At 66.5% G+C, this 18,617-nt stretch carries 23 protein-coding genes; 14 read left to right on the forward strand and 9 right to left on the reverse strand.

What is annotated here, in order from left to right:
• Positions 1–105 precede the first annotated feature (105 nt).
• On the forward strand, positions 106–1,203 hold the full coding sequence (locus ACFEMD_RS12140; RefSeq protein WP_394741257.1) for a CPBP family intramembrane glutamic endopeptidase: 1,098 nt from the start codon (positions 106–108) through the stop codon (positions 1,201–1,203).
• Here the strand turns inward: ACFEMD_RS12140 and ACFEMD_RS12145 are convergent.
• Complete coding sequence (locus ACFEMD_RS12145; RefSeq protein WP_394741258.1) at positions 1,200–1,658, reverse strand: NOB1 family endonuclease; 459 nt, start codon at positions 1,656–1,658, stop codon at positions 1,200–1,202. The two genes, ACFEMD_RS12140 and ACFEMD_RS12145, sit on opposite strands and share 4 nt — an antisense overlap.
• Positions 1,659–1,662: 4 nt before the next feature.
• On the reverse strand, positions 1,663–1,908 hold the full coding sequence (locus ACFEMD_RS12150) for a PRC-barrel domain-containing protein (RefSeq protein WP_005554042.1): 246 nt from the start codon (positions 1,906–1,908) through the stop codon (positions 1,663–1,665).
• A gap of 137 nt (positions 1,909–2,045) precedes the next feature.
• Here ACFEMD_RS12150 and infB point away from each other — a divergent pair, with 137 nt between their 5' ends.
• A complete protein-coding gene (gene infB, locus ACFEMD_RS12155; RefSeq protein WP_394741259.1) occupies positions 2,046–3,845 on the forward strand; it encodes a translation initiation factor IF-2 in 1,800 nt (599 codons plus the stop codon).
• Positions 3,846–3,863: 18 nt separating this feature from the next.
• On the opposite strand, the gene ACFEMD_RS12160 is transcribed toward infB, so the two are convergent.
• Together ACFEMD_RS12160 and ACFEMD_RS12165 are read right to left on the reverse strand one after the other, a co-directional pair.
• Positions 3,864–4,778 (reverse strand): hypothetical protein, encoded by a 915-nt coding sequence (locus ACFEMD_RS12160; RefSeq protein WP_394741260.1) that lies wholly within the window; start codon positions 4,776–4,778, stop codon positions 3,864–3,866.
• A 57-nt stretch (positions 4,779–4,835) separates the two neighbouring features.
• Positions 4,836–5,225, reverse strand: a complete 390-nt coding sequence (locus tag ACFEMD_RS12165) for a cyclophilin-like family protein (RefSeq protein ID WP_394741261.1) — start codon at positions 5,223–5,225, stop codon at positions 4,836–4,838.
• Positions 5,226–5,381: 156 nt separating this feature from the next.
• On the opposite strand from ACFEMD_RS12165, the gene ACFEMD_RS12170 reads away from it, so the two are divergent.
• From ACFEMD_RS12170 to ACFEMD_RS12185, 4 genes are all read left to right on the forward strand, one after another.
• Positions 5,382–5,741: a hypothetical protein gene (locus ACFEMD_RS12170; protein ID WP_394741262.1), complete on the forward strand. Its 360-nt coding sequence runs from the start codon at positions 5,382–5,384 to the stop codon at positions 5,739–5,741.
• A gap of 120 nt (positions 5,742–5,861) precedes the next feature.
• Positions 5,862–7,526, forward strand: a complete 1,665-nt coding sequence (locus ACFEMD_RS12175; protein WP_394741263.1) for a CTP synthase — start codon at positions 5,862–5,864, stop codon at positions 7,524–7,526.
• Positions 7,526–8,443, forward strand: coding sequence for a glutamine-hydrolyzing GMP synthase (gene guaA / locus ACFEMD_RS12180; protein WP_394741264.1), 918 nt, complete (start codon positions 7,526–7,528; stop codon positions 8,441–8,443). The genes ACFEMD_RS12175 and guaA overlap by 1 nt, the downstream gene beginning before the upstream one ends.
• Positions 8,440–8,766: a DUF7126 family protein gene (locus tag ACFEMD_RS12185; RefSeq protein ID WP_394741265.1), complete on the forward strand. Its 327-nt coding sequence runs from the start codon at positions 8,440–8,442 to the stop codon at positions 8,764–8,766. The genes guaA and ACFEMD_RS12185 overlap by 4 nt, the downstream gene beginning before the upstream one ends.
• Positions 8,767–9,142: 376 nt before the next feature.
• Here ACFEMD_RS12185 and ACFEMD_RS12190 read toward each other — a convergent pair whose 3' ends face one another.
• Both ACFEMD_RS12190 and ACFEMD_RS12195 read right to left on the reverse strand, forming a co-directional pair.
• Complete coding sequence (locus ACFEMD_RS12190) at positions 9,143–9,859, reverse strand: 5-formyltetrahydrofolate cyclo-ligase (RefSeq protein WP_394741266.1); 717 nt, start codon at positions 9,857–9,859, stop codon at positions 9,143–9,145.
• Positions 9,846–10,421, reverse strand: coding sequence for a MogA/MoaB family molybdenum cofactor biosynthesis protein (locus ACFEMD_RS12195; protein ID WP_394741267.1), 576 nt, complete (start codon positions 10,419–10,421; stop codon positions 9,846–9,848). The genes ACFEMD_RS12190 and ACFEMD_RS12195 overlap by 14 nt, the downstream gene beginning before the upstream one ends.
• A 99-nt stretch (positions 10,422–10,520) precedes the next feature.
• On the opposite strand from ACFEMD_RS12195, the gene ACFEMD_RS12200 reads away from it, so the two are divergent.
• The 4 genes from ACFEMD_RS12200 (at position 10,521) to ACFEMD_RS12215 (ending at position 12,685) form a co-directional block, all read left to right on the forward strand.
• On the forward strand, positions 10,521–11,561 hold the full coding sequence (locus ACFEMD_RS12200; RefSeq protein WP_394741268.1) for a zinc-binding dehydrogenase: 1,041 nt from the start codon (positions 10,521–10,523) through the stop codon (positions 11,559–11,561).
• Between the two features lie 70 nt (positions 11,562–11,631).
• Entirely contained in the window at positions 11,632–11,952 is a 321-nt protein-coding gene (locus ACFEMD_RS12205; protein ID WP_005554025.1) for a hypothetical protein, read from the forward strand.
• Complete coding sequence (locus tag ACFEMD_RS12210; RefSeq protein ID WP_394741269.1) at positions 11,931–12,083, forward strand: hypothetical protein; 153 nt, start codon at positions 11,931–11,933, stop codon at positions 12,081–12,083. Before ACFEMD_RS12205 ends, ACFEMD_RS12210 begins: the two co-directional genes overlap by 22 nt.
• A 104-nt stretch (positions 12,084–12,187) precedes the next feature.
• Positions 12,188–12,685: a CAP domain-containing protein gene (locus tag ACFEMD_RS12215; RefSeq protein WP_241431288.1), complete on the forward strand. Its 498-nt coding sequence runs from the start codon at positions 12,188–12,190 to the stop codon at positions 12,683–12,685.
• A 139-nt stretch (positions 12,686–12,824) separates the two neighbouring features.
• Here ACFEMD_RS12215 and ACFEMD_RS12220 read toward each other — a convergent pair whose 3' ends face one another.
• Together ACFEMD_RS12220 and ACFEMD_RS12225 are read right to left on the reverse strand one after the other, a co-directional pair.
• Positions 12,825–13,391 (reverse strand): NUDIX hydrolase, encoded by a 567-nt coding sequence (locus tag ACFEMD_RS12220; protein WP_394741270.1) that lies wholly within the window; start codon positions 13,389–13,391, stop codon positions 12,825–12,827.
• Between the two features lie 61 nt (positions 13,392–13,452).
• Entirely contained in the window at positions 13,453–14,457 is a 1,005-nt protein-coding gene (locus tag ACFEMD_RS12225; protein WP_394741271.1) for a diacylglycerol/lipid kinase family protein, read from the reverse strand.
• Positions 14,458–14,509: 52 nt separating this feature from the next.
• Between ACFEMD_RS12225 and ACFEMD_RS12230 the strand changes: the two genes are divergently transcribed.
• Positions 14,510–15,220, forward strand: coding sequence for a CehA/McbA family metallohydrolase (locus tag ACFEMD_RS12230; RefSeq protein WP_394741272.1), 711 nt, complete (start codon positions 14,510–14,512; stop codon positions 15,218–15,220).
• An 18-nt stretch (positions 15,221–15,238) separates the two neighbouring features.
• On the opposite strand, the gene ACFEMD_RS12235 is transcribed toward ACFEMD_RS12230, so the two are convergent.
• Positions 15,239–15,652 (reverse strand): Lrp/AsnC family transcriptional regulator, encoded by a 414-nt coding sequence (locus ACFEMD_RS12235; RefSeq protein WP_394741273.1) that lies wholly within the window; start codon positions 15,650–15,652, stop codon positions 15,239–15,241.
• Between the two features lie 102 nt (positions 15,653–15,754).
• Between ACFEMD_RS12235 and carA the strand changes: the two genes are divergently transcribed.
• The 3 genes from carA (at position 15,755) to ACFEMD_RS12250 (ending at position 18,409) form a co-directional block, all read left to right on the forward strand.
• Entirely contained in the window at positions 15,755–16,831 is a 1,077-nt protein-coding gene (gene carA, locus ACFEMD_RS12240; RefSeq protein ID WP_394741274.1) for a glutamine-hydrolyzing carbamoyl-phosphate synthase small subunit, read from the forward strand.
• Positions 16,832–16,918: 87 nt separating this feature from the next.
• Positions 16,919–17,455, forward strand: coding sequence for a hypothetical protein (locus tag ACFEMD_RS12245; protein ID WP_394741275.1), 537 nt, complete (start codon positions 16,919–16,921; stop codon positions 17,453–17,455).
• 93 nt (positions 17,456–17,548) lie between these two features.
• A complete protein-coding gene (locus tag ACFEMD_RS12250) occupies positions 17,549–18,409 on the forward strand; it encodes a universal stress protein (protein WP_394741276.1) in 861 nt (286 codons plus the stop codon).
• The last annotated feature ends 208 nt before the right edge of the window (positions 18,410–18,617 follow it).

The raw sequence follows: 18,617 nt of genomic DNA on the forward strand, positions 1-18,617 counted from the left end.
GTTCTGTATCCTGGTTGTTAACTCTTCGTTCGATCGATGCGATCGCGCAGCGGTTCCGATGATCGATTGCGGAGCCCCTATGAGTGCGCGATCGAATGCACGGATATGAACGAGACAGCACGCTCCGGCGACGGGAGCGGGACCGACGACTCGATCGTCCCGTCGCTCGGGGTCGTTCCCGCGGTCGTCGCCATGGTCGCCGTCCTCGCTCCCGTCCGCGACGGGATCGGGGATCCGTTCGTCCAGCTGGCGGGGGCGCTCGCGGTCGTCTCCGTCGTCGCCTTCCTCGCTCGCCGTCACGGCGCACTCGGCGTGGTACCCGGCGCCGCCCTCGCCGCGGGCTCCAGTTTGGGTGTCGTGCTGTTGACCGGGTACGCGCTCAACCAGGGGATCACCGGATCGACGGCCGTTCCCGGTCTCGACGGAACCGTTTCGCTGCTCTTTCTGGCGTTCGCCTCGGCCGGCGGCTCGATCGGCGTCGCAGCCGCCGACTACCGTGGCGTCTCGGCGCGCGGACTGATCGAGCGGACGTATCGGTTCTCGACGATGACTGTCGTCGGCTTCGCCGGACTGATCGCGATGGCGCTGGTCAGCGTCTTTCTCGCTCCCCTGTTCGGGGCCGACGGTATGCAGGGCCAGCTCCTCCAGTACCTCTCGACGGCGCTCGGGCTCGGCTCCGTCGCGGCGCTCACCATGGCGCTTCGCGGGTACGACCTGTCGTTTCTCGACCTCGAGGTGCCGAACCTGCGAGCGGTAGGCTGGACGGTCGGCGGGCTGATCCTGCTGTTCGGCGCGCTGGTCGCGATCTCGGTCGCGATGACCGTCGTCGGCGTCGACACCGCCGACCACGGGACGACCCAGCAGGTCGAACAGAACCCCGAGCTGCTGATGGTGATCGTCCCCGGGATGTTGCTAGTGGTCGGTCCCTTCGAGGAGCTGCTCTACCGAAACGTCATCCAGAAGTCGCTGTACGAGACGTTCTCGCGGTACGGTGCCATCGCCGTCTCGAGCGTCATCTTCGCGGGGGTTCACGTCGTCGCGTACGCGACCGCGGGCCCCGGTCAGATTCTTGCGAGTCTGGTCGTGCTGTTCGGACTCTCGCTCGTGCTCGGGTTCATCTACGAACGGACCGAAAACCTGGTGGTACCGGCGCTGGTCCACGGCGCGTACAACGCGATCCAGATGATTATCCTGGTCGTTTAAGTCGGGTTCTTGCGCGCCAGTCCCGACCCGCAGATCGGGCAGCGCTCTTTCTCCTCGTCGAACTCCCGTCCGCAGCCCTGACACTGGAACCGCCAGCTACGCTGTTCTTCGATCCCGTCCCGGGCGATCACCTCGACGTCGACGTTCAGCTTTTCGGCGACGTTTTGCATCGCGTAGTCGTCGGTGACGAGGGTAGCGTCGAGCTCGAAGCTGGCCGCGACGAGTCTGACGTCGGTGTCCGAGAGGACCTCGAGGTCGCCCGATTCGCTCGCCGCGCGGCTGACCTTCTCGGTCGTATCCTCGTTGGGGATGTGGATGTGCATCCCCGAGCCCTCCATCGCGTCGTAGCGATAGGCGCTCTCGTCTTTGAGTTCCTCGCGGACGAGCGGAATCGTCGCGATCTGTTCGGTCGTGTGATAGTCGTGGATAAAAGCCGAGGAGTCGAGAACGTACATACGGTTAGCGCTGAATGACGATGTAGTCTTTCACGGCGCGGACGCGGTTGATGGGCACGCGGAACCGGCCGTCGTCGTCGGTGTCGAAGTCGATCGTCTGGTTTGGTAGTTCGTCGTTCGGTTCGATAACGAGGTCGTGGAGCGTCCCCGATTTGATCTCGGTCGTGATGTTGTAGAGCATTCCCAGTTCCGTCCCGTCAGACCCCATGACGGACTTCCCCGAGAGGTTCTCGGCGAGCACTTCGCTCATGCTACCCCGTACTTACTAGTTGCTATTAAACTCCACGGGCCGATCGAACACTGAGTTCCATAAACCCGAGCGCCGTGACGATGGGTTTAACTACCGTCCTACGGACGGTTTACCCAAGACCTTCTCGGGTGGTCACCATGTCTGATTCGGATACACACGACCCCACATCTCTGCGAACGCCGATCGTCGCGGTCCTCGGACACGTCGATCACGGCAAGACCAGTCTCCTCGACAAGATCCGCGGCTCCGCGGTCATCGAGGGTGAAGCGGGCGCGATTACCCAACACATCGGGGCGACCGCGGTTCCGCTCGACGTTATCTCCTCGATCGCGGGCGAACTCGTCGACCCGGACGACTTCGACCTGCCCGGCCTGCTGTTCATCGACACGCCGGGCCACCACTCCTTTACGACGCTGCGCTCGCGCGGCGGGGCGCTGGCCGACATCGCGATCCTGGTGGTAGACGTCAACGACGGGTTCCAGCCCCAGACGCTCGAGGCGCTGGACATCCTTCAGCGCTCCCAAACGCCGTTTATCGTCGCCGCGAACAAGATCGACACCGTTCCGGGCTGGAACGCAAACGAGGACTCGCCGATCAACGCGACCTACGAGGCCCAATCGGACCGCGTGCGCTCCCGGCTCGACGAGAGCCTCTACGAGATCATCGGCAACCTCTCGGACGAGGGGTTCTCGGCCGATCTGTACTGGCGGGTCCAGAACTTCCAGCGCAACGTCGGTGTCGTCCCCGTCTCGGCGATGACCGGCGAAGGGGTGCCCGACCTGCTGGCCGTGATGATGGGGCTCTCCCAGCGCTACATGAAAGACGAGATGGAGATCGACGTCGCCGGCCCCGGCGTCGGCACCGTCCTCGAGGTCAAAGAGGAGAAGGGCTTCGGGAAGACGATCGATCTCGTCCTCTACGACGGGACGCTCCGGGCGAGCGATACGATCGTCGTCGGCGGAACGAACGAGCCGATCGTCACCGACGTCCGCGCGCTGCTCCAGCCCCGACCGCTCGAGGAGATCCGCACCGAGAGCCGGTTCGAGAAGGTCGACGAGGTGTCGGCCGCGACCGGGATCAAGGTCGCCGCGCCCGATCTGGGCGACGCGATCGCGGGCGCCCCGGTTCGCGTCATCCGCGACCGCGACCGCGCGGACGTCGTCGCGGAGGTCGAGGACGAACTCGCGAGCATCGCCGTCGACACGGAAGAGGCCGGTGTCGTCGTCAAGGCCGACACGCTCGGCAGCCTCGAGGCGATGGCCGACGCCTTAGAGGAGGCCGAGGTGCCGATCGTCCGCGCGGAGGTCGGCGACGTCGCCCCGCGGGACGTCTCGGTCGCCTCGACGGCCGAGGAGGGGAAAGAACAGGTGATCCTCGGCTTCAACGTCGACGTGCTCGGCGACGCCGAACAGCGCGCCGAGATCGAGGACGTCCGCGTCTTCACCGACGAGGTCATCTACCAGCTGATCGAGGAGTACGAGGAGTTCGTCGAGGACCTCGAGCGCGCCCAGCAGGACACCATCCTCGAGAACATCGTCCGTCCCGCGCGCTTCCGGATTCTGCCCGATCACACCTTCCGGCAGAACGACCCCGCGGTCGTCGGCGTCGAGGTCAACTCCGGGACGGTCCAGAACAACGCGAACGTCGTGAAGTTCGAGGGCAACGAGGCCGAGCGCGTCGGCCAGGTCAAGGGGATCCAGGAGCAGGGCGAGGACGTCGACGAGGCCCGCGCGGGCAACCGCGTCTCGGTCGCCATCGACGGTCCCACCGTCGGCCGCCAGATCGAGGAGGACGACGAGCTCTGGATCGAGATCCCCGAGAAACACGCGAAGATCTTAGAACAGGAGCTCTCGAGCGAGATCCCCGGCGACGAGTTCGAGGCGCTGAACATGTATCTCGACAAGCAGCGCAGTCGGGACCCCTTCTGGGGGAAATAGCGACGGTCGTTCTACGGTTCAGTTCCTCGTTTCGGCGCGCGCGTTCATCTCCTCGAGCGCCTCGTACACCGACTCGGGGTCGTCGATCGCGTCGCGATCACAGCGGAGGTTCCGGAACCGCCGCTCGAGGACGAGTTCGTCCTCCGTGAGCCGAACGTCGGAGATCTTCTCCCAGGGAATCAGCCGTCTCGAGCGGCCCTGGTCGTGTCGAACGCCGCGGTCGTGTGCGCGCAGTTTGCCCTGCTGGGTCTGTGCATCCACGTCGAGCGAGAATCGGTTGCCGTAGTACTTCTTGCCGTTGTCGTCACCCTTGCCGACGGCCCACGTCCAGACGAACATGAGGGCGCCGAACGCGATCCAGAACAGCCCACGTAGGCTTCCGGCGGCGATACTCGCGACACCGGCCACGAAGACGAACGCCAGCGACAGTGCGACCAGAACGCTTCCCGCGTGGAGCAGCCCCGCCGGTCGATAGGCCCACGTTGCCGCCGGCTCATCTGCGGTAACCGCCCGGACGAACCGGTTTCGACACAGGGTCGCGAGTCCGAAGGCGGTGACGCCGACTACCAGCGCCAGGAGGACCGTTACCACGAGAGACCGCGCGTCGGATCCGAGCGGGGTCACGCTCGGCGCGACAGCCGCCGCGGCGAAGGCGACGGCCGGCAGATAGCAGGCCAGTCGCAGGCGACGGCGACGGCCGATCCGCTCGGGAAGGCCGTGGGAGCGCTTCGCGAGGACGTGACCGATAAGCGTGACGGCGGTGACGACGGTCGGAATCGTGCCGAGCAGCGTCGCGGTCGTCACGTCGGCCGCCAGCCCGACGAGGGCGACGAGGCCGCCGGCGACGAGGCCGAGATAGAAGCCGAACGCGGCCTGGAAGCCGAGATCCGGCTGGTCGGCGTTCGCGACCGGCCGGCGGTGTTCGAGGGACATACGGTTCGCTACGCGGTCGATCCGCAAAAAGATACGCGTCTGACGTGTTCGCTCGAGTTACGGTTCGTCGGCACGCTCGAGGCGCAGCTCTGCACCACCAGTCAGATCCGCGAGCGGTGCCGTCTCCTCGAGTCGGGCGACGACGGTGACGGGTGCGGCAGCGCGGGGTTCGTCGTCGACGCTCGCCGGTGTCGGCCCCCAGAACAGACACAGCTTCTCGCCCGCGGGCCAGTAGGCGATCGCCCCCTCGGGGACGACCTCCCGGCCGCCCTCGAGCGGAGCGTCGAGCGACGCCGAGATGTACAGTTCGTCGCCCCAGCGGATCGCGTCGCCGGAGACGGGGAGGACGTTCTCGAGTGCGGTCCGTGTTTCGGGCGCGCCGTCGGTCCAGGTCGCGGTCAGTTCGCGGTCGCCGACCGTGACGCGGAGGTCGGACTGGGAGTCCATACTCGGGAAGACGCTCGAGGACCCTTTCGAGCTACCGATCGCCGCAGGATCGACCGTCGCCGACCCGAACCGAGCCGTCGGCGGGACGGTAGCACTGATTAACGGGTTGCTCCTTCCACTCCAACGGTTAACTACGTGTTTGTGGTGTGTCGGGGTATGCTGGTTCATCTCAAACAGTACAAACACGAGGAGGTTCAGTTCGATGACAACCGAACGACCGGCGAGTCCCAGACCGAGGACACGGTCGACAAGGAGCCCGAGGAGTACTTCGGCGAGGAGATTGACGACTTCGACCTGAAGACCTGGGAGACGATCGAGTACGAGGACGACCCGATCCAGCGCCGGGACGTCTCGGTTGGCGGCGTAACCGCAGTCTCGGTTCCGGAGGAGCCGACCGATGACGACGATCCTGACCTGCCCGGACGAACGATCCAGCTTCGACTGGGCGGGGAGATCGAGTACGTCGACCAGTCTCGGATCGTGGAGGTACAGGACGAGGATCCCGGCGGGTCGTAGCGGGTTTTCCGCGACATCCGGGGAGCCGAGGCTCGAACCTGTCACCGTCGGCACTGACAGCCGTTACCGGGCGCGCGCCGGTCCCGAAATCGTTTTCAACCGTTCGCGCGGACACTCGGTATGCCGACGGAATCGGACACTCATTATGATCCCTCGCTGGGGAACAAGTTCATTTTCGTCACCGGCGGGGTTATGTCGGGGCTCGGGAAGGGGATCACGGCCGCGAGCACCGGTCGGCTCCTGAAAAACGCCGGCTTCGACGTCACCGCGGTGAAGGTCGACCCCTACCTGAACGTCGACGCGGGGACGATGAACCCCTACCAGCACGGGGAGGTGTACGTCTTAGAGGACGGCGGCGAGGTCGACCTCGACCTGGGGAACTACGAGCGCTTCCTCGACGTCGACATGACCTCCGATCACAACGTCACGACGGGGAAGACCTACCAGCACGTCATCGAGAAGGAACGGGCCGGCGACTACCTGGGGAAGACGGTCCAGATCATCCCTCACATCACCGACGACATCAAGCGCCGCATCCGCGAAGCGGCGGAGGGAACCGACGTCTGTATCGTCGAGGTCGGCGGCACCGTCGGCGACATCGAGGGGATGCCCTACCTCGAGGCCTTACGCCAGTTCGCCCACGAGGAAGACGAGGAGGATATCCTCTTCACCCACGTCACCCTCGTCCCGTACTCGAAAAACGGCGAGCAGAAGACCAAACCAACCCAGCACTCGGTCAAGGAGGTTCGCTCGATCGGGCTCCAGCCCGACGTGATCGTCGGGCGCTGCGAGGACCGCCTCGAGCCGAAAACGAAGGAGAAGATCGCGCTGTTCTGTGACATCGAGACGGAGGCCGTGTTCTCGAACCCCGACGTCGAGGACGTCTACCACGTTCCGCTGATGGTCGAGGAAGAGGGGCTCGACCAGTACGTCCTCGAACACTTCGGACTCGCGAGCGAGGCCTTACCGGAGGGGCAGCGAGCAAACGAGTGGCGAAAGATCGTCACGACGGAGAAAGACGGCTCGGTCGACGTCGCGCTGGTCGGCAAGTACGACCTCGAGGACGCCTACATGTCCATCCACGAGTCGCTGAAACACGCCGGCTTCGACCGTAGTGTCGACGTCGACGTCCACTGGGTGGCCGCCGACGAGCTGGCGGACGACCACGACGGTCAGCTCGAGGGGATGGACGGCGTCATCGTTCCCGGCGGCTTCGGGATGCGCGGCTCCGAGGGGAAAATCGAGGCGGTCCGTTACGCCCGCGAGAACGACGTTCCGTTCCTCGGGCTCTGTCTCGGCTTCCAGATGGCCGTCGTCGAGTACGCCCGGAACGTGCTGGGTCTCGAGGACGCCCACTCCGCCGAGATGAACGAGGAGACGCCCCACCCCGTCATCGACATCCTGCCCGAACAGTACGAGGTCGAGGACATGGGCGGGACGATGCGACTCGGCGAGCACACGACGGTGATCGAGCCCGAGACGCTCGCCTACGAGCTGTACGGCGACACCTCCTGTTCGGAGCGCCACCGCCACCGCTACGAGGTCAACCCCGAGTACTTCGACCGGTTCGAGGAGGAGCCGCTCGTGTTCTCGGGCACCGCGGGCAACCGCATGGAGATCCTCGAGCTCGAGGACCACCCATACTTCCTGGGCACGCAGTTCCACCCCGAGTACACGTCCCGACCGGGACAGCCGAGTCCGCCGTTTCTCGGCCTGGTCGAGGCCGCACTCGAGCGTACCACAGACGACACGACGACAGACGGCGAAACCGAGGTAACCCACTGATGGTCGACACACAGACGTTCGTCCCCGAAGCAGTCGAAGAGATCGAGAACGAAGTCGGCGACGCGAACGCGGTCATCGCCCTCTCGGGCGGCGTCGACTCCTCCGTCGCGGCGGCGCTTGCCTACGAGTCGATCGGCGACCAGCTCACCCCGGTCTACGTCGACACCGGGCTGATGCGGAAGGGTGAGACCGCCCAGATCCGCGAGACGTTCGACTACATGGAGTCGCTGCGGATCGTCGACGCGAAGGATCGATTCCTCGAGGCGCTCGAGGGCGTCACCGACCCCGAGGAGAAGCGGGCGGTTATCGGCGAGCAGTTCATCCGCGAGTTCGAGCGCGAGGCCACGGACGCGGACGCGGACTACCTCGTCCAGGGAACAATCTACCCCGACCGCATCGAGAGCGAGGGCGGGATCAAGTCCCACCACAACGTCGGCGGCCTGCCCGACGTCGTCGACTTCGACGGTATCGTCGAACCCGTCCGCGATCTGTACAAGGACGAAGTCCGGGAGGTCGCCCGTCACCTCGGACTCGACGAACTCGTCGCCGAGCGGATGCCGTTCCCCGGCCCCGGACTCGCCGTCCGAGTTATCGGCGAGGTCACCGAGGAGAAACTCGAAGTCGCCCGTCACGCCTGCCACGTCGTCGAGGAGGAACTCGAGGAGTACGATCCGTGGCAGGCTCTGGCCGCGGTGATCGGCAAGGCGACGGGCGTCAAGGGCGACAACCGAGTCCACGGCTGGGTCGTCTCGGTTCGGTCGGTCGAATCCCGCGACGGGATGACCGCCCGGGCCCAGGAGCTCGACTGGGAGACGCTCCAGCGCATCCAGTCGCGGATCACCGGCGAGAACGAGACCGTCGCGCGGGTCGTCTACGACGTCACCCACAAACCGCCCGCGACCATCGAGTACGAATGAGCGTGCGAGCTATCGTCGCCGGCCCCGACGAGGACGGCATCGGCGACGCCCTCGAGGCCGAGGGCGTCGACGTCGCTCGAGTCAACGGCGTCCTCTCCCGACCGACCCTCGAGGAGGCGGGCGTCCTCGAGGCGGAGCTGTACGTGCTGACCGACGTCGATCAGGCGACGACGATTCCGATCGTCTGCGATCTCAACGACGACATTCGGACGGTCGCCTACGGCGACCGCACGGTCCCGGAGTTCGTCCGCGGCCAGCTCGATCTCGCGCTCGACCCGCAGCTGATGGACGCGACCCTGGTCGCCGAAGAGCTGGTCGGCTGACGGTTTGTTCCGACGGTCGGCCTGGCAACGGGAACTTACTCGTCTGTGGCCGCCGTGAACGTTCTATTGAGCTATTTCGAACGGATAAACTCGAGTTAAGCCTGCGGGAATTCGACGTAAGACAGCTATACCGACTCCCCAGTTCAAGTGGTACCCACTCATAGGAGTCGATGGAGGTCGACGGGCAGACCCCACCAAGTGGCACCGATCTGCCAACCCGTGACTTCCAGCAACCCCACCACAGCACCCTTCCCCCACATTGCCATACCGTTATCCGCTTGATGGGTGAGGCGGGTTCCCTGCACCGGCCCGCGTCACCATCGCTGTCTCGGGACACGGGGTCGTGTCCCAGTATGGCTTTCAGCACGCTCCCGAGCTACCGCTCACGGAGCCGTTTCAGTACCGGAATCTCCTCGAGACGCTCTTCGGAGAGCAGTTCCCAGTTGATACCGTCTGGCTGCCCGTCGCCATTGGGCCGACGTACTTCTTCGGGCGTCACGAGCAGATCCATCGAGACGTCGTGGTCGCCGGTGTCGACCTCGTCGTCGACCAGCTGTCGCTCGTGGACCGTCGTCGCGACGGTCGTCGACTCGCCGACGAGACCGAACTCCCGGAGAACGGCGTACTCGAGGTCGCTGTATCCCTCTCCCTTCCCGGTTCGATCCCCGTCTGCAGTGACGGCGACGCTCCCGGAGACGATCAGATCGATCTCTTCGACGGCCTCCGGCCCGACCTGCTCGCCGTGTTCGGACGAGCCCGAGACCGTCGTCGCCGCGTCGTAGTCCTCGAGGGCGTCGGGGTCGAGCTTCAGGAAACACCGCTCGTCGCGCAGGCGCGGAACGGCCATGTAAACGGTCTTTCCGTCCCGGAGCGCGCGGCGACGGACCGGAAGCTGGGGCGCGTCGGGGTTGGCCTTGATCGCCGTCGCGGCCGCCCACTCGGGCTGGTCGGCGAGGCGGTCGGCGGCGTCGTCGGCGCCCGCGAAGTTGGGAATCCGGCCGTGGGGCGGGAACGGGAATCGGGCGACGCCGCTTTCCTCTAGGTCGTCCCAGACCCGCTCGCGGATCCGTTCTTTTCCCTCATTCGTCGGCATCGGTTCCCTCGCGCTCGGCGGTGTCGGTTCCGAGTTCGGGCGACGTTTCGGACGCGTCCTCGCGGGCGAGCGTTACGAGGTGGCGCGCCTCCGGCAGAACGATCTCTTCGAGTCCGAGTCGAACCGCGTCCCGGCTCGCGGGGAGACAGAACACCGGAACCTCCTTGGCGACGCCCGCCGAGGTCCGGGCCGCGACGACCTTCGCCCCGAACTTCCGGTAGGAAAGCGTCGTGAAGAGCTCGCTGAACGCGGTCAGCTCCTTCTCGATCAGCGGCCCGACGGCCTCGAGCGTGACGTCGTCGGGTTCGACGCTGGTCCCGCCGCTCGTGACGACGAGGTCGACGTCGTCGCGGTCGATGAGCCGGGAGACGACCGACTGGACCTTGTCGTAGTCTTTCCCGACGTGTTCCCGCATAGCGACGTCACAGCCGTTCTCCTCGAGGTAGGTGGCGATCTCGCCGCCGCTGGCGCCGGTGTCGACGGGACGGTTCGTCGCGACGGTGACGAGGCCGACGCCGAGCTGACTCCCGATCGGCCCGCTCTCGCTCTCCGATTCGGTCATACGTCCCGTTCGAGCGGTAACGGGTAAAACGCTCGCAAACGGACGCGTCGCTTCCGCTGGCCCAACCGTTATGCCGGTCGTTTCCGTCGGGAAACGTGTATGCAAGCGGTCAAAGTCACCGAACACGGCGAGACGGACGTCATCGAGTACGGCGACTACCCCGACCCGGAGGTCGGCCGAGACGAAGTACTGGTCGACGTGAAGGCGGGCGCGCTGAACCACCTCGACGTCTGGGTCCGCCGCGGGCTACCGACGCTCGACCTCGAGATGCCCCACGTGCCGGGCAGCGACGCGGCGGGCGTCGTCGAGGACGTCGGCGAGGACGTCACCCGGTTCGCACCGGGGGACCGCGTCGCGGTCACCGCGGGGGTCCACTGCGGGGACTGCGAGTTCTGTCGCAGCGGCGATCCGACGCTGTGTGTCAACTTTCACCTCATCGGCGAACACGTCACCGGGGTTCACTCCGAGTACGCCGCCGTTCCCGAGGACAACCTCATCCCCGTCCCCGAGGGCGTCGACTGGGTCACTGCGGGGTCGACCTCGCTCGTCTTTCAGACCGCCTGGCGGCTGCTGATCGACCGCGCCGACATCGAGGCCGGCGAGAAGGTGCTCGTATTGGGGGCAAGCGGCGGCGTCGGCCATGCCGCGGTCCAGATCGCCGACTACGCGGGCGCGGAGGTGTACGCCACCGGCAGCACGGACGAGAAGCTCGAGCACGCGCGCGAGCTCGGCGCGGACCACGTCGTCAACTACGAGCAGCAGAACTTCGCGGAGTGGGTTCGCAGCGAGACCGGTAACCGGGGCGTCGACGTCGTCGTCGACTACATCGGCGCGGGAACCTGGCGGGATTCGATCAAGAGCCTCGCGAAGAACGGTCGACTGGTCACCTGCGGCGGCACGGCGGGCGGAAATCCCGAGACGGACATCCCGCGGATCTTCTGGAACCAGCTCCAGATCATCGGGTCGACGATGGGAACCCCCGGGCAGGTCGACGACGTGATGGAACTGGTCTGGGACGGCACCTTCGAGCCCGCGATCCGCGAGGTACTCCCGATGAGCGAGACCGCCCGCGCCCACGAGATCATCGAGTCCCGCGAGGGCTTCGGCAAGGTCGTCGTTCGCCCCGACAGCGAGCTGTAGACGCTCGAACACCCGTCGCTCGGACGGCGGAACCGTGACTGCTTTGACCGTCGCCTCGCAACCTCCGGACGTGACCTCGAGCGACGACGGCGGCTACGTCCACGATCCCTCGACGTTCGACGAGGAGGGCCAACCCCGCGAGACGACCGACGACGGTGACGAGACCGCAGACTGGGTCGACGAACCCGTTCATCCGGAGGCGGCCGACCGCGAGTTCGACTGGCGCGGCTGGACGCTCGTGGCCGTCATCGTCTTCGCGTTCATCGTCGCGCCGGGGATCATCCTGCTGTGGCCCCCGGCGACCGACTACCTGTTCGCCCTGATCGTCCTGCCGCTCGTCCCCGCCGTCCTGTTGGCGGTGACGGCGGTGTGGGCGACGACCCGGCCCTGATCGTTCGAGCCTCGAGCACCCACACGTTCTTCGACCGCAGCGTTTCCTCTCGCCAGTCCGCCCGTTCGCTCGAGCCGGACCACCTTGTCGTCGACACCCTCGCTCCCGTCCCGTTTTCTTCGATACAGTGACAGAATCGAACAGTCGAATTGGCTAGTTGAGGTTAGCCTGACTATAGTAAAGGTTCAGTAGGAAACAGGCAGAAACGATGGCACGCAACTCGCGGCGATCGTTCGTGCGTAACGCAGCAGTGACCGTCCTCGGCGGCTCCGCGCTCGCCGCCGGAACGAACCAGGTGGCAGCGCAGGACGTCGACTTCGAGACAGCCGTCGAGTCGGCGATCCACGACCGCGTCAACGAGATCCGAACGGATCGCGGACTGGACGCCCTCGCTTACCGCGACGACCTCGCGGCGGTCGCGTCGTCCCACAGCCAGGATATGGCCGACCGGAACTATCTCTCGCACACGTCTCCGGAGGGAGAGACGATGAGCGACCGCTACGAGCGGTTCGGGATCGACTGCCGGGGCTGGGCCGAGAACGTCCTGTTCAACTACGCGGCCGACGAGTCGCCGACCGCGGCCGCCCGCCAGAGCGTCGACCAGTGGATGGGAAGCGACGGCCACCGCCAGAACATCCTCTCCCAGTCCTGGACCGCCGAGGGGATCGGTGCCGCAGTCGCCTCGGACGGCCGACTGTACGTGACCCAGAACTTCGGCACGAACTGTCGCTGATCGGCCGACTTTCGTTTTTCGAAGCGTCGGTGGAACGTCCGTCCGATCGTTTTCGGCGACTATCCCGTTCCTAGTCCGAGTTCAGTCGCCGGAACCCGTTTTGTCCGTCGGTAAGCCGTTTCGATGAACGAAACCGTCCTTACTCGGAGCGAACGTCCCGTCGCATCGCGATCTCGAACCACGGACAGAGTCGAAGCTGGCGGTACCACTCGGGGTTTTCGTGAAGTCGCTCGTAGGGAACCCACATGAAGCCGCCAACCTCCTCCTCGTCGGGCTCGAGCGTTCGATCGGATAGCGTCAGCTTCAGAACGGCACAGACCTCGTGTTCGACGCCCGCGTTCTCGAAGTAGCGCTTGTACTCGAAGCGGTCGGTCACCCGCAGGTCGTCGTACTGCTCGGGCGCGATGCCGAGTTCCTCCTCGAGTCGCTGGCGGGTCGCCTCCTCCTGGCTCTGTCCCTGCACGGGGTGGGAGGCGACGGTCCCGTCCCAGTACGTTCCCCAGAGACGCTTCCCGGGTGCACGCTGGGCGAGGAGGACGTTGTCGTCCTCGTCGAAGACGAGCGAGGTGAACGCCCGGTGACGGATTCCGTCGCCGGTGTGGGCCTCGAGTCGGTTGACGAGCTCGAGTTCGGTGTCGGTTTCGTCGACGGCAATGACGTCCTGCCGTGCATTTTTGTGGGGTTCCTCGTCCTGTGGCGTACTCATACCCACACAATTGCAAAGGGTCTTGAAACCAGTATCGTCTCGCTACTCCCGACTCCAGCCCTCAGCCGGACCGACTGCCGGCCGCGTCCGGATCCGGCCGGTAGCGATCCCCGACGACGACCTCGAGCGCGTTCGCCGCCGTCTCGAGTTCGAGGGTCTCCGCGTCGAGCATCTCGCCGTCGAGGCTGTACTCGATCGGCTCCGACCGCAGGCTCTCGAGGGCGAGCGAGGGGACGCGGTGGCGAACGATGTGTCGCTCGCCGCGTTCGAACAGCCCCGCGAGCGCGGCCTCGCCGACCAGGTCGGTCGTCGGGGCGTCCTCGACGATCGTCACCTCGAACAGGCCGTCCTCCACGTTCGCCTGGGCGCGTCTGGGACCGCCGAATCGCCGGCAGTTCCCGACGAGCACGAGCATCGCCTCGCCCGTCCACGTCCTCCGCGTGCTCGCGTCGCCGTCGTCGGCTCCGCCCTCGAGGGTCGCCCGAATCGGGAGGGAGTCGAACGAGGAGATCGTCTCGAGGGTGCGTCCGACGTACGCGAGAACCCCGAGGCGTCGCTTCTCGTCGGGCGTCGTCGCACCGCTCGCCTCGGCGGTGAGCCCGCCGACACAGGAGTTGACGAACGCCCGGCCGTTCGCGGTACCCAGGTCGATCCGGCGACGTCGGCCCGTGTCGATCGCCTCGAAGGCCTCCTCGATAGTGTCGACTCCGAGGTTCGACCCGAAGTTGTTTCCCGTGCCGGTCGGGACGACCGCGAGGGTCGTTCGCTCGAGGGACTCGGCCTCGGCGAGACCGTTGACGACCTCGTTGATCGTCCCGTCGCCGCCCGAGGCGACGACGAGGTCGGCACCGGCGGCCCCGGCCTCCCGGGCGAACCGAACGCCGTCGCCCTCGCCCTCGGTGATCCGAACCGAGAACCCGCGCTCGCGTGCGAGCGTCCGCACCCGCTCGAGGTGATCCTCCGTACCGCTTACCGGGTTGCAGATGACGACGTGGTCGGCGTCGGTTCCGTTCTCCCGTTCGACGTCTCCGCTCGGCTGCCCGACTCGATCGACGTCTCGCTCCATACCGGCGGTACGAGTCAGAAGAACAAAACGGCCAGTTCACGTTCGACTAGATATGTTCGCCGTCGACCTGCACGCACACACGCGATTCTTTCACGGTCATCGGGCGCTGGGCGACCGGTTCGACCCGTACGGGTTTCGGCTGCTCGCACGCGCGCTCGACGCGCGCGGACTCGACGGCGTCGCGACGACGAATCACGACTACTACACGCCGTTTTCCTCGTCGCGGGTGGCGACGATTCCCGGGATCGAGATCTCGACCACGCGCGGCCACGTTCTCGTGATCGGGCCCGAGCCGCCGACCGAGACCGTCCCGGGCGAGTACACGCCCGCGGAGGTCGTCGAGCTGGCCCACGATCGGGGCTGTGCGGCGATCGTCGCCCATCCCTATCGGGATAGCACGATCCGGGAGCTCGAGGCGCTGCCGTTCGACGCCCTCGAGATCAACGGCAAACACCCCCGAACCGAGCGACTGGTCCAGCGACTGGCCGAGCGCCACGACCTGCCGCTGGTCGGGGGCAGCGACGCCCACTACCCCTTCGAGGCGGGGCGGGCGTACACGCGGATCGACGCCCCCGAACTCACGCCCGAGGCGGTCGTCGAGGCGATTCGGGACGGCCGGGTCGAACCTCGAGTCGCGACCGGACGATTCGATCGCGGGCTGCGTCGGCTCTACCGAGAGATCCACAGCCGGAAACATCCTGATGGGCTGCTCGCGGAGCCGTCGCCGGGGCTCGGAGAGCCGCCGGACGCGACCGACTCGTAGCCCGGCTTTCGGCTCCCCTCAGCCAAGCTGCTCGTCCAGAATCAGCCGTGTCTGTGTGCTCACGACCTCGTCCTGGTCGCGAGCCTGGGTGATGAGATCGTTGACGCCGCGGGTGTCGGTCGCGTCGACGACCAGCACGATGTCCTGTTCGCCCGAGACCATCCAGACGAAGTCGACCTCCTCCCACTCGGCCATCCGTTCGGAGACGGCTTTCGTGTCGACGTCGACGGCGACGCTGACCTCGATCATCGCCTTGACGTTGCCCGTGTGCGTCGAGATGGTAAAGCGCTCGATCACCCCGTCGTCCATCATGCGTTCGACCCGGTTCCGAACCGTTCCCTCGCTCGTCCCCACCTCGTCGGCGATCTCCGTGTACGGCGTGCGGGCGTCTCGCCGAAGCGTATCGAGGATCCGTCGATCCAGCTCGTCCATGGAGATGCGGGGCTACGACCGACCCGCACTTACCCATTACGAATTTCGTAACTCAGCTTCGAAGGCAACACTTATGCCCCGGCATCAAATACGTAGTTCGTAATGACAGCTGCCTACGTTGCACTGGAAGGTGGTCACGTGATCGAGGGACGTGGCCGTGCTCCAGGGACGGCTCGTGGCGAACTGGTATTCACGACGGCCTACACCGGCTACGAGGAGAGTCTGACCGATCCGTCCTACGAGGAACAGATCCTGACCTTCTCGTACCCGCTGATCGGGAACTACGGCGTCCGCGAGGAACGCTTCGAGGACGACCGCGTCCACCCCCGGGCCGTACTCTCCCGGGAGCTCACCGATGACGTCGCCGACTGGCTCGAGAGCGAGGGCGTTCCCGCGATGGACCACCTCGACACCCGCGAAGTCGTCACCGACATCCGCGACGAAGGCGCGATGAAGTGTGGCATCGCCGTCGGCGAGGACGTCACCGAGGAGGACGCCCTGGCCGAACTCGAGGCCTGCAAGGAGATGAGCGACCACACCGAGATCGGCGCCCAGGTCAGCGTCGACGAGGCCGAAGTTCACGGTGCCGGCAACGACGGCGAGACCGTCGCGCTGATCGACTGCGGTGCGAAGGGGTCGATCACCAGTTCGCTCGTCGAACGCGACGCCGAGGTCCACGTTCTGCCCTACGACGCGAGCGTCGAAGAGGTCGAATCGGTCGATCCCGACGTGCTGTTCATCTCGAACGGTCCCGGCGACCCCGCAAACTACGAGCAGGCGGTTTCGCTCGTCGAGGCGTTCGTCGAGGACACCCCCGTCGCCGGCATCTGTCTCGGCCAGCAGATCGTCGCCCGTGCGCTGGGCGGCACCACCGAGAAGATGACCTTCGGCCACCGCGGCGTCAACCAGCCCGTCCTCGATCTCGACTCCGGTCGCGTCGTCATGACGACCCAGAACCACGGCTACACCGTCGACGAGCCCGGCGACGCCCTCGAGGTCTCCCAGATCAACGTCAACGACGATACTCCCGAAGGACTGGACGGCGTCGAGTACGACGTTCTCACCCGCCAGTACCACCCCGAAGCCAACCCCGGCCCCGAGGACACCCTCGACTTCTTCGACGACGTCCTCGCGATGGCCGGCGACCGAAGCCAGCGAGCCGTCCCCGCCGACGACTGAGCCCCGCTCGGTCTCCCGGCAGTTTCGACGCGCCGTTTTGAACCGGATCCGCAACGCTGAACCCCGAGGCGACGCCTCGCTCGAGTAATGGACCGTCCACCCGCACTCGACGGCTTCGCCGACCAGCGCCCGCTCGAGCACGCGGCGACGGTTATCGTCGCGGTCGCCGTCTTCTGGATCGGATACTTCGGCGCGGTCGCCATCGGCTACGGCGACCTCTCGGTGCTCGCCAGCGAGACGAACGTCTCCGCACAGCGCGTCGGCGGGATGGCCGGCTCGATCCTCGTCTGGACGTACTTCGGACTCGCGTTCGTCCGCGGCTCCGGCGGACCGCTGCTAAACGCCGTCGTCTACCCGCTCGCGATCGTCGCGTTCGCGCCGTTCGTCGCTCGCTGGACGCTGTTCGGCGTCGATACCGGAGCGGTCGTCTCGCGGTTCGTCGGCGTGTTCGTGCTCGAGCCGCTGGTGACGTTCGCGATCGCGGTCGTTCCCGGAGTCGGCGCGTTCGTCACCCTGCTCGCGATCTGGGGGGCGTCGATCGACGACGACGAGCGCCGGGCGTGGGAGGACCGTCACCTCTCGGCGGCGTTCTACGAGGCGTTCGTCGCGCAGGATCGGGAGTGACGGCCGTCGCCCTCGACTGCCCCCCGAGTCGCCCCTCGCCGTGCCGGGAAAGCCTACTTATCGCTGCACGGAGACAGTACGGCTACCCGACGCATGTCTGGCGATCGTCTCCTCGTCCCAGTCGCGAACCCCGAAACTGCGGACCAGTTGCTCGATACCGCGATCGACCTCGCGACCGATCGCGACCTCGAGATCCTCGTACTTTCGATCGTCACCGTCCCGATGCAGGTTCCCCTCGGCGAGGCCCGCCGCCAGTTCGACGTCGACGACCAGGAGGCGCTGGTCGCCGACGCGGTCGAGCGAGCGACGGGGTACGGCGTCGCCGCGGCGGGCCGAGTCCGGTTCGGCCGAAGCGTCGCCGACGGGATCCGCGGCGTCGCGACCGACGAGTCCGTCGACGCGATCCTGCTGGGATGGCGCGGCCGACCCCGTCGCCGCGACGTCGTCCTCGGGAGTTACATCGACGACGTCCTCGCCGACGCGCCGTGTGACGTCCTCGTCAAGCGCATCGACCGGGACCGACGCGCCGTCTCGTCGGTGCTCGTCCCCGTCGCCGGCGGCCCCAACACCGAGTTCGCTGCCGAGACCGCGGGCGCGCTGGCCCGCGCCCACGACGCCCGGATCGAACTCGTCACCGTCGTCCCCGACCGCGAGGAGGAGACCGTCGCCGAGGCCCGGGACCTGCTCAACCGCACGGCGCCCGCGCTGGGGGCCGTCGAGTCCGTCGAACAGACCGTCCTCGAGGGGGCGGTCGTCGAGACGATCGTCGAGCGCTCGAGCGACCACGACGTGACCGTCGTCGGCGCGGCCGAGGGCGCCTTTCTCCGGCGGGCGCTGGTCGGGGACGTCCCCGAGGCGATCGGTCGGGAGGCCGAGAGCGCCGTCATCATGGCCAAGCGAAAACGGGACGTTCCGGAGGCGCTGTGGCGTCGGCTACGGGATCGGTTTCGGTAACTGTGGGCGCTGGGGGTTGGTGTCGACGGTGGTCTCGTTCCCGTTCCGGAGGTGTTTTGTAGCGACAGCGAAGAGAGTTGGGTGGACGGCACGGCCAGCCGGCTACCTTTCGGCCCGCGTGGTTTCCACGCGCGGTCTCCGCTGGCTGGCCTACCCCGTCTCTCTACTACTCGAGAGCGACCGCTATCGTCGTTGTAGTCCTCGAGGC

Source organism: Natronococcus roseus (genome assembly GCF_043677095.1).
Taxonomy (GTDB): domain Archaea; phylum Halobacteriota; class Halobacteria; order Halobacteriales; family Natrialbaceae; genus Natronococcus; species Natronococcus roseus.